At 73.2% G+C, this 14,185-nt stretch carries 9 protein-coding genes; 4 read left to right on the top strand and 5 right to left on the bottom strand.

Going from position 1 to position 14,185, the window contains the following annotated elements:
• Positions 1-86: 86 nt before the first annotated feature.
• The 4 genes from ACZ573_RS28420 (at position 87) to ACZ573_RS28405 (ending at position 3,232) form a co-directional block, all read left to right on the top strand.
• Complete coding sequence (locus tag ACZ573_RS28420; RefSeq protein ID WP_471309276.1) at positions 87-689, top strand: hypothetical protein; 603 nt, start codon at positions 87-89, stop codon at positions 687-689.
• 112 nt (positions 690-801) lie between these two features.
• Positions 802-1,275 carry a hypothetical protein gene (locus tag ACZ573_RS28415; protein WP_471309273.1) on the top strand — a complete coding sequence of 158 codons (474 nt, stop codon included), beginning with the start codon at positions 802-804 and terminating at the stop codon, positions 1,273-1,275.
• A 153-nt stretch (positions 1,276-1,428) separates the two neighbouring features.
• Positions 1,429-1,992 carry a hypothetical protein gene (locus ACZ573_RS28410; RefSeq protein ID WP_471309268.1) on the top strand — a complete coding sequence of 188 codons (564 nt, stop codon included), beginning with the start codon at positions 1,429-1,431 and terminating at the stop codon, positions 1,990-1,992.
• A 220-nt stretch (positions 1,993-2,212) separates the two neighbouring features.
• Entirely contained in the window at positions 2,213-3,232 is a 1,020-nt protein-coding gene (locus ACZ573_RS28405) for a serine/threonine-protein kinase (protein ID WP_471309266.1), read from the top strand.
• Positions 3,233-3,310: 78 nt separating this feature from the next.
• On the opposite strand, the gene ACZ573_RS28400 is transcribed toward ACZ573_RS28405, so the two are convergent.
• The 5 genes from ACZ573_RS28400 to ACZ573_RS28380 all read right to left on the bottom strand — a co-directional run bounded on the left by ACZ573_RS28400 (position 3,311) and on the right by ACZ573_RS28380 (position 14,100).
• The gene (locus ACZ573_RS28400; protein WP_030010891.1) at positions 3,311-3,541 is read right to left on the bottom strand and encodes a response regulator transcription factor; all 231 of its coding nucleotides are present in this window, start codon (positions 3,539-3,541) and stop codon (positions 3,311-3,313) included.
• Between the two features lie 189 nt (positions 3,542-3,730).
• The gene (locus ACZ573_RS28395) at positions 3,731-6,169 is read right to left on the bottom strand and encodes a SpoIIE family protein phosphatase (protein WP_471309263.1); all 2,439 of its coding nucleotides are present in this window, start codon (positions 6,167-6,169) and stop codon (positions 3,731-3,733) included.
• Between the two features lie 129 nt (positions 6,170-6,298).
• Entirely contained in the window at positions 6,299-6,964 is a 666-nt protein-coding gene (locus tag ACZ573_RS28390) for a 4'-phosphopantetheinyl transferase family protein (protein ID WP_471309260.1), read from the bottom strand.
• Complete coding sequence (locus ACZ573_RS28385; protein WP_471309255.1) at positions 6,961-11,787, bottom strand: type I polyketide synthase; 4,827 nt, start codon at positions 11,785-11,787, stop codon at positions 6,961-6,963. Before ACZ573_RS28385 ends, ACZ573_RS28390 begins: the two co-directional genes overlap by 4 nt.
• 87 nt (positions 11,788-11,874) lie before the next feature.
• On the bottom strand, positions 11,875-14,100 hold the full coding sequence (locus ACZ573_RS28380; protein WP_471309254.1) for an MMPL family transporter: 2,226 nt from the start codon (positions 14,098-14,100) through the stop codon (positions 11,875-11,877).
• Between the last annotated feature and the right edge of the window lie 85 nt (positions 14,101-14,185).

Raw genomic sequence — 14,185 nt, 5'->3', positions numbered from 1 at the left:
AATACCCCTTCTTTCGTCGACATCACCGCAGCGTCCCGGAAATCCGGGCACGTCACATACCCCTCTTGAACCTGTAGGAGAAAGTCATGAACCGCAAGATGCACACCAGCAACGTTGTCCGTCCCACCCGTCGCGGTTTCCGCGTCGCCACTCTGGTCGCCGCGGCCGCTGTGGTCACAGGAGGAGTTGTGCTTCCGGCGTCCATGGCCTCGGCCGCTCCGGTGGCCACCCACGTCGCTACGGCCCTCCCGAACGGTGGGGGCGCCGGAGGTGACGGTGGTAAGGGCGGTACCGGCGGTCTCGTCGGTGGCGCCGGTGGTGCCGGTGGCTCCGGTGGCGGCAGTGTCCTGGGCACCGGCGGCAAGGGCGGTAACGGCGGTACCGGTGGAGGCGGCCTCCTGCTCGGCGGCGCCGGTGGCGGTGGCGGCGGTGGCGGCGAAGGCCGCATCGGTGGCGCCGGTGGTAACGGTGGCGACGGCGGCTTCGGCGTCCTCCAGGGCGGCAACGCCGGTGGCGGCGGCGGGGGCGGCGACGGCTTCCTCAAGGGAGGCAAGGGCGGCAACGGCGGTAACGGCGGCTTCAGCATCTTCAACGGAGGCAACGGCGGCAAGGCCGGAGACGGCGGCCTCGGTGGCCTGATCGGCGGCGAAGGAGGCAACGGCGGATCCGGTGGCGGCAGCCTCTTCTGACCGCTCACCCCGCAGTACCCAGCTCAACGGGGTGGAGGCCTTCGGGCCTCCACCCCCACCCCCCCACAGTTCCACCCCCTCGTCGGTATGTGCCGAAACGGAGAAACCCCTCATGTTCACGAAGTCCTGGCAGCGTCCGATCATCCTGGTCACGGCCTCTCTGGCCCTCGTCACCGGTACGGCGTGCGCCGCGCAGGCGTCGCAGTCCCACACCCCCACGAACATCAGCGCCTCGGCCCCGGCCGGCAAGCCCGACCACTGCATCGGTTTCGGCGCCGGCGGCAAGGGCGGAGAGGGCGGCAAGGGCGGCCGGGGCGGCGAGCCCGGTCAGCCGGGTGAGCCCGGCCAGCCCGGCGGGGTCGGCTGCTTCAAGTTCGAAGACCTGCCCGACAAGCCGAAGGCGGACCTGACGGTGGTCGACAAGGTGCGCATCGTGCTCATCGTGATGGCGGCCGACGACCCGGACCAGACCACGAAGAAGATCGCCGACAAGTACAAGATCTCGGACGAGCAGATCGACACCTGGAAGAAGTACTACGTCGACGGCGACTGGTTCGCCCTGATGGCGGACGACGTCCGCTCGTGAGACCCAGGCGCCCCGGCCCGCAGCGGGCCGGGGCGCCGGAGAAACCTCGGGGAACGAACGGCCGGACATGAATCGGCCCATTCGACAGGAATGCGGAAAGCGGAACACCGTGACCGCGCCACGGAAAGCAATTTCCAGGAAAGGCAGAGTTTCATGCGTACGCGATCCATGAAGTTTCGGCTCGGTCTCATCATTTCGGCGACTCTGATCGGCGCGGGTGCGATGGCACCGGTCGCCACGGCGGCCCCGGCGCCGTCCGCCCGGACGGTCTCCGCGTTCGACACCGGCGACGCGCACCCGGGCGGCGGCCGCTTCGACGGCCGCGCGGTGCTCGGCGGGGTCAAGGTGGACAAGGGCAGCGTCCGGGTCGGCGACCGGGTCTGTGCGGGCAGCTGCGACGGATCGGTGAACGGCACCAAGGGCGGCAAGGGCGGAATCTGCGCCGGGCTGTGCAACGGGAGTGCCAACGGCGGCAACGGCACCACGGGCGTGCCGGGCGGCAACGGTACGAACGGCGGCAAGGGCGGAGTCTGCGCCGGGACCTGCAACGGGAGTGCCAACGGCGGCAACGGTGGCACCGGCGGGGTCGCGCTCCCCGGCGGTGACGGCGGCAAGGGCGGCAACGGCGGGGACGGCGGCCTCTGCATCGGCTTCGGCTGCGGGACCACCGGTGGCTTCGGCGGTAACGGCGGCGCCGGTGGCAGCGACGACGACTGACCGCCGAGGACCGCGGCGCGCACCGTGACCGGTTCCCTTCGGGGACCGGTCACGGTGCGTTTCCGCGTGCGTTTCCGCGTGCGCTTCCATGTGCGCGTCCGTCCCGTCCGTGCCGCTTGACGGGGCGGCGCGCGGAGGGGCCGCTCGATAGACTTCCAGGTATGGAAGAGCGGCCTGCCGCGTCCGGCGGCGTCACCCGGCCGGGTGAGGGGGGCGTCCGATGAGCGAGGTATCCAACCTCAGCGTGTACGCGGGCCGTGCCTCGGGCCTCATCGGCAAGCAGATCGCGGGCTACCGCGTGGAGCGCATGATCGGCCGCGGTGGCATGGCCGTCGTCTACTGCGCGAAGGACCTGCGCCTGGACCGTACGGTCGCACTCAAACTGATCGCCCCCGAGCGCGCCCGCGACGAGACCTTCCGGCGCCGCTTCACGCACGAATCGCGGGTGGCCGCGTCGATCGACCACCCGCACATCGTGCCCATCTTCGAAGCCGGTGAGACCGACGGCGTCCTCTACATCGCCATGCGCTACGTCTCCGGCCTCGACCTGCGCGCGCTGCTGGACCGCGAGGGCCCGCTGCCCGTGGCGACCGCCCTGCGCATCGCCGCCCAGGTGGCATCGGCGCTCGACGCGGCCCATGACCACGATCTCGTGCACCGGGACGTCAAGCCAGGCAACATCCTGGTCGCCGCGGGCACCGACAGCGAGCACCCCGAGCACATCTACCTCACGGACTTCGGGCTGACGAAGAAGGCGCTGGCGCTGACCGGGTTCACCACGGACGGCGAGTTCGTCGGCACGCTCGACTACATGGCGCCGGAACAGATCTCCGGCAGGCCGGTGGACGGCAGGTGCGATCTCTACAGCCTGGCGTGCGTCGTCTACGAAACCCTCGCCGGCGGGCCGCCCTTCGAGCGCGAGGAGGACGCGGCGCTGCTGTGGGCGCACCAGTACGACCCCCCGCCCCCACTGACGCAGCGGCGGCCGGGAATCGCTCCCGCCGCCGCCGACGTACTGACCAAGGCTCTGTCCAAGCTCCCCGAGGACCGCTACGGGTCCTGCCTCGAATTCGTGGCCGCTCTGCGCGTCGCCACGGGAGGCGGCACCGGCCGTCAGGCCGATCCGCCGTCGCGGGAGGGTTCCCGTCCCCCCGGTGTCCCGGGGGACTCCGTGCCCCCGCGGGAGCCCCCGGACTGGGCCCGGCCGGTCTTCTACGGCCTGCCCGGCGGCGGCTCGTAGGCCGCCTCGCCCGTCACGGGCGCTTCCGCATTCCTTCGTACGTCGTTCCTGCGTGGTCCCCGCACGTTCCTGCGGCTGTCACAGACCCATGGAGATGGCCAGGCGGGTCATCTCGGCCGTGGTGCTGATGTTCAGCTTGGCGCGGATGCGGCGCAGGTAGGCGTCGACCGTGTGCTTGGAGAGCCCCATCTGGCGGGCCGTCTGCAGGTAGGTGCAGCCTGCAGCGATGTGTCGCAGTGCCTCCTGCTCGCGCGGGGCGAGGGTGGGGGCGGTGGCTTCGGTCTGCGGGGCGACGAGGGTGAGGCTCATGATTTCCTCCGACGGATCGGCCTGGTCATCACTGCTCACGTCCTCGGAAGCAGGGGACGTATACCGGAATGTCGGTGTTTGTCCCTGATAAAGAGCTTGTCGGCGGGACTTCATGGAGCTGTCCGTCGACTGTCACAGGCGCGTCACAGGGAACATTTACGTGCATATCGCCCGGCCTCGTGCGCGTCCTCAGTACTCGGTGAGGGACTGCTCGGCCCAGATGGTCTTGCCGATGGCCGCGTGCCGGGTGCCCCAGCGCTGGGCGAGCTGGGCGACCAGCAGCAGGCCCCGCCCGCCCTCGTCGAAGGTCCGGGCCCGCCGCATGTGCGGGGCGGTGCTGCTCGCGTCGGAGACCTCGCAGATCAGGGTGCTGTTCTTCTCGTGGATCAGCCGCAGCTGGATGGGCGGCTGGCCGTACCTGATCGCATTGGTGACCAGCTCACTGACCAGCAGCTCGGTGACGAAGGCGGCCTCCTCCAGCCCCCAGGCCGTCAGCTGGTCGGTGGTCTGGCGCCGGGCCATGGCCACGACGGACGGGTCGGAGGGCAGGTCCCAGACGACCACCTGGTCCGCGTGCAGGCCCCGGGTGCGCGCGACGAGCAGGGCCACGTCGTCGTCCGGGCGGTGCGTCAGCATGGCCGTCAGTACGCGGTCGCACACCGCGTCCAGCGTGTCCGCGGGCCGGACCAGGGCCGCGAACATGCTGTCCAGCGCCTCGTCGATGTCGTGGTCGCGGGCCTGCAGCAGACCGTCCGTGTACAGGGCGAGGATGCTGCCCTCGGGCAGTTCGACCTCGAGCGTCTCGAACGGCAGACCGCCCAGGCCCAGCGGGGGACCGGCCGGGACGTCCAGCAGGTACACGGAGCCCTCCGGGGAGACCACGGCGGGCGGCGGGTGGCCGGCCCGGGCGACCGTGCAGCGGCGGATGACCGGGTCGTAGACCACGTAGAGGCAGGTGGTGCCGATGCCCCCGGCCGTCTCCCCGCCGGACTCCTGGTCGCCCTCGTCGGCGGACAGGTGGATGACGAGGTCGTCGAGGTGGGTGAGCAGCTCGTCGGGTCCCAGGTCGACATCGGCCAGGGTGCGTACGGCGGTGCGCAGCCGCCCCATGGTCGCGGTGGCCCGGATCCCGTGGCCGACGACGTCCCCCACGACCAGCGCCACCCGGGCGCCCGACAGCGGGATCACGTCGAACCAGTCGCCGCCCACGCCGGCCTCGCCGGCGGCGGGCAGATAGCGGGAGGCGATCTCCAGCGCGGCCTGGTCGGGCAGCGTGTGCGGGAGCAGGCTGCGCTGCAGCGTCATGGTCGTCGTGTGCTCCCGGCCCGACCGGTAGGCGTTGCGGATCCCGGCCGCCGCCCGGGCCGTGAGCTCCTCGGCCACCCGCAGGTCCTCCGGCTGGAAGGGCTCCTGGCGCCGGTGGCGGGAGAAGACGGCCACACCGAGCGTGCCCCCGCCGGCCCGCATCGGCACCACCATGATCGAGTGGGCCCCGTACTCCCCGATCCAGGCGGCCCCGGGGTCCTGGGCCGCCCACCGGGCGAGGTCGGGGTCCGCGGCCCCGTACACGGCGCCGTGGCCCGCGAGCAGCGCTGCGACGGGCGGCGACAGCGGCGGATAGCTGGTCGTGTCTCCGACGGCGACGCCGGACTCGGGGGTTCCGTCGAGGACCGACCGCGCCGCGGCGCGGCACACGGTGACCGGCCCGTCAGCCTGGACCGAGGACGGCTCGTCGCCGCGCGGGAGCGGTTCCAGCAGGTCGACGACCGCGAAATCGGCGAACCGGGGGACGGCGGCGTCGGCCAGCTCGTGCGCGGTGCGGACACTGTCCAGCGTGGTCCCGATCGGCGCGGTGTCGACCTCGTCCGTCAGGAGCATCTGGTGCTGGACGCTCTCCGCCCCGCCGCGGTCGTGCGCGGCCAGACATACGGCGCGCACCCGGCCGTCCGGGTCCCGCAACGGCGCCAGCGAGGTGGCCCAACCGTGCTCCGCGCCGGCGCCCGTCGGGTGGACGAAGGCCTCCATGTACTGCGGCTCACCGGAGTCGAACGCCAGGCGCATCCGGCGCTCGGTCTCGTCGCTCATGGGATCCGGCGCGATCTCCGGCAGCCGTAGACCCCGCATTTCGGCCTCCGTGAGGGAGAGCGCGCGTTCCATGCCGGCGTTCGCCCGCACCAGGCGCAGGTCCGCGTCGAAGACCGCCAGAAAGCAGGGGGACTGGGTGAACGCCCATTCCTTCATCGGTTCGTCCCAGGGGGAGCGGCGCGCGCCCCCGACGGCGGACACCACGAACCACTTGACGATCCCGCCGCTGGACGTCCAGCGGTGCGCGAGCAGGGCCACCTCCATGCGGTGACCGTCCCGGTGGCGCAGCGCCACCGTGCCGCTCCACCGCTCCCGCTCGGACGGCACCCGCCGCGCCGCGTCGCTGAGGACATCGGCGAGCCGGTGGGCGGCGGGCAGCCCCACGACCTCGGACGGAACATAGCCGAGCAGCCGGGTCGCGCCCTCGCTCCACTCGGTGACGATGCCCTGCTCGTTGATCGTCGCCGAGGCCGTGTAGGCCGACTCGAGGGAGGCGCCCGTCTCCTCGGGCCGCTCACCAGGAGAGGTGGGAACTTGCTCCATCGCCACTCATCTCGCCCTCGCTCGTTCCGCTGCCGCCGTCCCACGGGGACGTGCTAGGCCAGGCGCTCCTCTGACCAGAATGATCCAGCCGGGCAAGGAGCACCAACGCAGTACCGGCACGCGGGGCACTCAGCCACCCGGGTGCGCGAGGACGAGGGCGAGCGCCGCGTCGTCCGCCCGCCAGACCATCGCACGGCGCTGTCCGCCGAGGAGGGGCGGCCGGAGGCCGAGGATCGGGATGCCGCGTGGAGCGGCGCCGAAGACCGAGCTCCGGTCGGCCTTGACCGCGGCCTCCTTCAGCGCCCAGGCCCCGGTCATGGCGCCGGGCCGCTCCCTGCCGACGAGGGAGAGCTCCTCGGGTGACAGGAAATGGTCCGCGACCCGGCGTACGGCGTCGGCCGAGTCCATCTCGCACAGGTCCACCCCGACCGGTTCCGGCGCGAGAGCCGCAGCGACGTGCCCGGCGGTGTGGCTGATGGAGACGTACAGGTCGGCCACCGGGCTGCCGCCGACGACGACGCGGGGGCTGCCGTCGTCCCGCGGGAGGATCTCCACGCCGTCCGGCGGTGCGGAGACCACCTCACCCACCAGCTGCTTGGCGAGCAGCCGGCCGGCCGTCCACTCGGCCTGCCGCCAGGGCCGCAGCCCGCGGAGCACGCGCCGCTCGGCCGGTGAGAGCGGCGGCACCCGCCGGAGCTCGCCGGCCCGGGCCACGATCAGGCGGGCTCCGCCCCACAGGTGGACCCGGCCCGGCACGATCGGCCGGAAGCCGGCGTCCACGGCGGTGGCGGTCACGAGACCGGCGCCGAGTCGAGGAGCAGCAGCTCGCGCGCCAGCGCGGCCACGGCCTGGCGGATCTGGCCGGGCGTGTGGTCGTACGTGATGAAGAACCGCAGCCGGGCCTGCTCCTCCGGTACGGCCGGATGGAGGATGGGGTTGACGCTGATGCCCTGCCGGAACAGGGCCTCCGCGAGCTGCAGGGTCTTCAGCGAGTCCCCGACGATGCACGGCACGACCGGCGTGTCATGGCTGTCCCCGGTGTTGATGCCCGCCTCGCGCGCGAGGTGGACGAAGAGCGCCGCGTTCTCCGAGAGCCGCGCCACCCGCTGCGGCTCGGCACGCAGCATGCGCAGGGCGGTCAGCGAGGCCGCGGTGTCGGCCGGGGTCATCCCGGCGCTGTAGACGAAGCCCGGCACGGTGTAGCGCAGGTACTCCACGACCGGGCGGCTCCCCGCGACGTAGCCGCCGCAGCTCGCCAGCGCCTTCGACAGCGTGCCCGACCACAGGTCGACGGCCGAGCGGTCGATGCCGTAGTACTCGCCGATGCCACGGCCCGTCCGGCCGATCGTCCCGATGCTGTGCGCCTCGTCGATCATCAGCAGCGCGCCGTGCCGGCGCTTGACGTCGACGAGGGCGGGCAGGTCGGCGATGTCCCCGTCCATGCTGTAGACGCCTTCGACGACGACGAGCACCCGCCGGTACTGGTCGCGGACCTGCGACAGCAGGGCGTCGAGGGCGGCGGCGTCGTTGTGGGGGAAGGGCCGCCGGGTCGCGCCGGCGAGCCTGCACCCCTGCAGGATGCTGTCGTGCGCGAGGGAGTCGTGGACGATGAGGTCCCCCGGTCCGACGAGGTGGCCGATCACGGTGACGTTGGTGGCATGGCCGTTGGCCAGGGTGATCGCCGCTTCGCATCCGAGCAGGCCGGCGATCTCGCTCTCGAGTTCCAGGTGGAGCGGTCGGCTGCCGGAGAGCAGCCGGCTGGCGGAGACCGAGGTCCCGCAGCGCTCTATCGCCTCGTGGGCCGCCTCGTTCACCTGCGGGTGGGTCGCCATGCCCAGGTAGTTGTAGCTGGAGAAGGAGAGGAGTTCCCGGCCGTCGACGACGGTGGTGTCCGTCAGCGCGCCCTCATGGACGAGGAAGTACGGATTGGCCAGCCCCAGCCCGGAGAGCGTGGCGATGCGCTCGGAGTGGGCGGTGACCTCCGGGAAGCACTCGATCCGTGTGTGCTGCTCGGGCAGCGGGGAGGCGGCCGGGTCCGTGGCGGTCGGCGGGTCGCAGGCCAGGGGGACCGACGGGTCGGCGGGCGGCGGTGCCGGGGCTTCGCCGGCTGCGGAGCGCTGCTCGGGGACGGGGACGGGGGTCGGTACGGCGTCGCCGCAGCCGCTCGCGATCATCGCCGCGATCCCTCCGACGGTCGGCCGGTCGGTGGCCGTGTCGTCGCGGGTCCACTGCGGCCACTGCCGCTTGAGGGAGGTGAACAGGTCGGTCAGCATCAGCGAGTCGAACCCGAGGTCGTCGATCAGCAGCTGGTCATCGCGCAGATGGGCGACGGGGAACGCGCTGACCCGGGCCACGTGCGCGAGCACGGACTCCGTAACCGTGCTGATGTCCCCGGCCGGAGACGGCCCCTCGTCGGCGGGCTCGGCGGGCTCGGCGGGTTCGGCGGGTTCGGCGGGCGCCGTGGGAGTGACCGAGGGCACCGGGGTGGTTCCGGACGGCGCCGGGGCGGCGGCCTCCGAGGCCCGGTTCCGCTCGGGGAGCGTCTCGGCGAGACGGGCCAGCAGAGCCGCCTCCGCAGCCGGGTTCGGCCCGGGGAGGGTTTCGGCGAGGCGGGCGAGCAACGCCGTCTGCTGCTGGACCAGCCGGAGCAGCTCGTCCATCGGGTGGAGCGGCGAGTCGTTCATCGTGATCTCCTCGGCGGATACGGGCCGGAACTGGGACTGGAGCCGGGGCTGGGGCCGGCGGGAGGGGGCGGAGCCGCCCGTCGTCCCCACGCCCCGGCGGGGCACCCAGTAGGACTGCGTGGCGAGCTTCGCCACCGGAAGGTCGAGCAGCCGGCGCTCCTCCTGGGGAACCAGGGCGCGCGGGTCGACCGGGGCGCCCAGGACCGCGAGCCGGGCGAGGGCCCGGACGAAGCCCCGGCCGCCGTCCGGCGCCACCCCGGTGACCGGCACGACATGGACGTCGCCGTGGTCGGTGAGGTTGCGGCGGACCGAGGTCAGGAGCGAGTTGCCGCCGGTCACCTGGAGGAAGACACGAGCCCCCTGGTCGTAGGCGGTGCGCACGGCGTCGGCGAACTGGACCGGCGCGGACGCGTGCCGGCCCCACAGCTCGCGCAGCCGCTCGGGATCGCCGCAGACGGCCGCGTTCACGGATGAGACGAACGGCAGCACGGGGCTGCTGACGGGGCGGTCGGCGAGGTCCGCGCTCATCTTCTCGTCGGCGGCGGCGAGCCGCGGCGAGTGGAAGGCGTTCGACACGTCGAGCGCCACCGTGACGACCCCCGCCCCGGCGCAGGCCTGCCGCATGGCGTCGAGCCCTTGCGGCGTGCCGCTGACCACGACCTGCCTCGGCTGGTTGAAGCAGGCGAGCCACACGTCGTCGATGCCGGTCACCAGGCGACGGCAGGTCTCCTTGTCGGTCTGTACGGCGAGCATCCCGCCGCGCAGACCGCTCTCGGCCTCCCGGAGGGTCGCGCCCCGGTGCACCAGCAGCCGTACGGTGTCCTCGTCGGTGAGCGCGCCGGCCGCCGCGGCCGCGGCGAACTCCCCGACGCTGTGGCCGAGGACCAGGTCGGGCGCGATGCCGAAGCCGGCGAGGAGCCGGGTGGCGGCGATCTGGACGGTCCCGAGCAGCGGCTGGCACACCTCGGTGGAGGCGAGCCTGCGCCCGCTCTCCTCCGCGCCGTCCCCGGCGGTCGCCGCCCCGCCGTACAGCAGGTCGCCGATGTCGAAGCCGGTGGCCTCACGGGCCGTTGCGCCCAGGCCGTCGACGGTCGCCCGGAAGCCGGGGAACCGCTCGTAGAGGTCCCGCATCATGCCGGGCCGCTGGCTGCCCTGACCGGGGAAGAGGAACGCGAGGCGGCGCCGCTCGGCCGGCAGCGGGGCGTCGGCGGCGAAGGCGTCGTCCCCGAGGTCGCCCCGCTCGCCCTCGACGAGCTGCTCGCGGGCGTGGCGCAGCCGCCGTACGAAGGCCTCCGTGTCGTCGGCCACGATCGCGAGCCGGGCCGTCAGCGGCCGGCGGGAGCCCAGGGTGTGGGCCACGGCTGCCAGCGGGGCCGGGTCCGCCGTGTCGAGTGCATCGAGAACGTCGCCGATGTGCTGGTCCAGGAGCTCGGCACTGCCGGCCGAGAGCATGACGAGCTGAGGGCCGGCGTCCCGGGTGTCCCCGGCGTCCCCGGAGTCCCCGTTCTCCGCGGTGTTCCCGGCGCGTTCCGGGAGACGGCCGGCGGCAGGGGCGGGGGCGGGCCGCTCCTCCAGCACCACGTGGACGTTCGTCCCGCCGAAGCCGAACGAGCTGACGGCGGCCCGGAGCGGCGTGCCGGACTCCGGAAAGGGCCGTGAGGTGTCGGCGAGACGCAGGCCCGCGGCGTCGATGCCCAGCCCCGGGTGCGGGGCCGTCTTCGGCTGCGGAACGATCGTCCGGTGGTGGACGACCAGGGCCGTCTTGATCAGTCCGGCGATGCCCGCGGCGGACAGCGAGTGCCCGATGAGGGCCTTGCCCGCGCCGACGTAGCACAACGAGGGGTCGTCGTCGGGGTACTCGGTACGCAGCCGGCGCAGCGCCTCGACCTCGGCGCGGTCGCCGGTGGCGGTGCCGGTCCCGTGGGCCTCCAGGAAGTCGACCGAGGACGGGGCGACCCCCGCGTCGTCGTAGGCCCGGCGCATGGCGCGCAGCTGGCCTTCGGGAGCGGGCGCCAGCGGCCCGGGGGACGCGCCGTCGTTGGCCGAGCCGACGCCCTTGATCACCGCGTAGACCCGGTCGCCCGCGTCGAGCGCGTCGGCGAGCGGCCGTACGACGACGGCGCCGGCGCCCTCACCGAGGACGAAACCGTCGGCCCCCTCGTCGAAGGGGCGGCACATTCCGGTGGCGGACAGTGCCCGGAGCGTCGAGAAGCCGATCAGGCTGTCGGGGGTGAGGTTGAGGTACACGCCACCCACGACGGCGATCCGGCAGCTGCCCTGGCGCAGTTGGCTGACGGCCTGGTCCAGGGCCACGAGCGAGCCGGAGCAGGCGGCGTCGACGGTGAAGCTGGGCCCGCCGAGGTCGAAGTGCCGGCTGACGGTGCCGGGGGCCATGTTGAGCAGGCTCCCCGGCAGGCTGAAGGGCTGCACGGTGCCGAGCGATCCCGCGTGGTCCCTGACGGCGTCGAGGATGCCGCCGGCGTCCGCCGCGGCCTGCCCCGCGTCCTCGGCCAGGGCGATGGCCCGGATGGGGGCCGACATGAGGTCCTTGTAGTCGGACACCGACATGCCGCAGAAGACCCCGGTGTTCTCCCGGTCGAAGTCGCCCCGGCCCAGCCCCGCGTCGTCGAGGGCCTCGCGGGTGACGTCCAGCAGCAGCCGGTGCTGCGGGTCCATGGCCCGGGCACGCGCGGGCGGCACGCCGTAGTGCAGGGCGTCGAAGCGGTCCACGTCGTCCAGGAAGGCGACCTGGTCGGTGTACGCCGCATGGGGGGCCGACGGATTTCCGGGTTCGTGGAAGGTCTCATGGTTCCAGCGCTCCTTCGGCACGGCGGAGAACTGCCGTTCCCCGCTCAGCAGGAGCTTCCAGTAGGCGCTGATGTCGGGAGCGCCGGGGAAGCGGCAGCCGAGTCCGGTGATGGCGATGTCGGTCATGGGAGTTCTTCCTTGTCGTGAAGGGGGAGGAGTACGGGGGAGGGGACGGGGACGGGGACAGGGACGGGTACGGGGAGGGGCCGGTGGTCAGTGCCGCGCACGGGCCGGGGACCGCAGGGCGGGCCGGGCCGCGGGACACCTGCGGACGGGAGCCGGGGGCGGACGGGACGCCGGGAGCGGCTCCTTGGGCCGGATGGGACGCGGCGCCCACCAGTTCAGGCCGCCGGCCAGCCGCATGAGCGCCGGTACGAGGACCCCCCGTACGAGCGTGGCGTCGAGGAGGACGCCGAGGCCCGCGCCGATCCCGAAGAACTGCAGCAGGGACACCTGCGAGGTGCCGAAGCTCAGGAGGGTGAAGGCGAGCAGCGCCCCGGCGGTGGTGACGATGCCGCCCGTGCGGGCCATGCCCGTGACGATCGAGCGGGCGTTGTCCTGCCCGGCGTCGTGCGCCTCCTTGATGCGCGCGAGGACGAACACCTCGTAGTCCACAGAGAGTCCGAAGACGATGCAGAACAGCAGGACCGGCATGGTCGTACTGAGGGGCCCCGGCGTGAAGCCGAGCAGCTGGTGCAGGTGACCCGACTGGAAGACCCACACCATGGCCCCGAGGACGGCCGCGAGGCTCAGCGCGTTCAGCGCGATGGCCTTCAGCGGCAGCAGCAGACTGCGCGTGAAGCCCAGCAGCAGCGCGAAGGTGGTGACGGAGATCAGCGCGAGCGCCAGTGGGATCCGGTCGCCCACGGTCGCCTTGGCGTCGACCAGGACCGCGCTCGGTCCGCCGACCAGGACCTCGGTGCCCGCGGGGGCGGGGACCGCGCGGATGTCGTGGACGAGCTGCTGGGCGGCGTGCGACTGGGGGTCGACCAGCGGCACCACGGAGAGCTGGACCGGGCCGTCGGCGGCCGGCCGGGTGGTGGCCGCGGCCGGGCCGGAGACCGCAGCCCGCGCCCCGTACCGGAAGCCGCCGTCGGGTCCCACGACCTGGGCGACCTGCGGGAACGCGGACAGGCGACGGGCGTACTCCACCCGCTCCGACGAGGAGGCGTCGCCCGTGGTGACGACCGTCAGCGCGCTGGAGCCCTTCATGTCGAACCGGTCGCGCACCAGGTCGCCGGCCTGCCGGCCGGACGCGCTCGACGGCAGCGCCCGGTCGTCCGGGGTGGCGAAATCGGCGTGCGCGAAGGGCGCGGCGAGCAGCACCAGCAGACCGATCACCGGCAGTGCCGCGACCAGCGGGCGGCGTACGACGATCCGCGCCAGCTCCTCCCAGAATCCGGACCGGGAGCCGGAGCGGACCTTGTGCCGCCACGGCACGGCCCAGGCGTTCACCCGCTTCCCGAGCAGTGCGAGCAGTGCGGGCAGCACGGTCACGGCGCTCACCGCCGCGATCGCCACCACGGCGATGCCCGCGTAGGCGAAGGAGCGCAGGAAGTACGGCGGGAACACCAGCAGGGTGGCGAGCGCGGCGGAGACCGTCGCGGCGCTGAAGGCGATCGTGTGGCCGGCGGTGCGCACGGTCCGTACGGCGGCGGTACTCGGGAGGAATCCGGCGGCGAGCTCCTCCCGGAACCGCGAGACGACCAGCAGTCCGTAGTCGATGCCCAGCCCCAGGCCGAGCGCCGTGGTGAGGTTCAGCGCGAACACGGAGACGTCGGTGACGCTGCCGAGAACGCTCAGGACCAGCAGCGTCCCGGCGATGGCGAGGATCCCGATCAGCAGGGGCAGGGCCGCGGCGACCACACTGCCGAACACCAGGACCAGCAGGATCAGGGTGCCCGGCAGGACGACGGACTCGGCCCGCTTCAGGTCGGACTCGGAGATGTCCTGGAGCTCGGCGTCGACGAGGGCGCTCCCTCCGACGTGCACCGCGAGGGCCTTCCCGGCCCCGGCCGGGGTGGCCAGCTCCGCGCGCAGCCGCTCGGCCCGCGCCGCGAGCTCTTCCCCCTCGCCGTCCACGTGCGCGACCAGCATCGCCGCGTGGCCGTCGCGGCTGCGCAGCTCCGCCGCGCCGCCGGTCCAGTACGAGGTCACGGCGCTCACGTGCGGCTGCGCGGTGAGCTTTCGGGTCAGTTCCTCGCCCGCGCCGCGGGCGGGCGGGTCGCCCGCCGAACCGCTGCCGCTCTCCGCCACGAGGACGAGGTTCGGGGAGGCGCCCAGGCGCTCGGCGGCCAGGCGCGCGGCGCGGCTGGACTCGGACCGCGGATCGTCGTATCCCTGCGTCTTCAGCCGTCCGGTCGCATCCATGCCGAAAAGGACGGAGAGGACGAGGAAGACGAGCGCGCCGACGAGGACGAGTCGGGGGTGACGGGTCACGAAGGCCCCTGCGCGGCGGAACATGGATGCCTCCGGTACGGACGGCGATTCGCTCCTGCTCTCGCGCAGGAAGGTCGATATCCAC

This window comes from Streptomyces sp. NPDC040545 (genome assembly GCF_055595065.1).
The sequence above is the reverse complement of the archived record's forward strand: the minus strand, read 5'-3'. Positions and strand labels throughout refer to the sequence as shown.

What these genes read in the sequence shown, in the direction of transcription:
- ACZ573_RS28420 (WP_471309276.1), top strand. Translation starts at nt 87, where the DNA reads ATGAACCGCAAGATGCACACCAGCAACGTTGTCCGTCCCACCCGTCGC.
- ACZ573_RS28415 (WP_471309273.1), top strand. Translation starts at nt 802, where the DNA reads ATGTTCACGAAGTCCTGGCAGCGTCCGATCATCCTGGTCACGGCCTCT.
- ACZ573_RS28410 (WP_471309268.1), top strand. Translation starts at nt 1,429, where the DNA reads ATGCGTACGCGATCCATGAAGTTTCGGCTCGGTCTCATCATTTCGGCG.
- ACZ573_RS28405 (WP_471309266.1), top strand. Translation starts at nt 2,213, where the DNA reads ATGAGCGAGGTATCCAACCTCAGCGTGTACGCGGGCCGTGCCTCGGGC.
- ACZ573_RS28400 (WP_030010891.1), bottom strand. Translation starts at nt 3,541, where the DNA reads ATGAGCCTCACCCTCGTCGCCCCGCAGACCGAAGCCACCGCCCCCACC.
- ACZ573_RS28395 (WP_471309263.1), bottom strand. Translation starts at nt 6,169, where the DNA reads ATGGAGCAAGTTCCCACCTCTCCTGGTGAGCGGCCCGAGGAGACGGGC.
- ACZ573_RS28385 (WP_471309255.1), bottom strand. Translation starts at nt 11,787, where the DNA reads ATGACCGACATCGCCATCACCGGACTCGGCTGCCGCTTCCCCGGCGCT.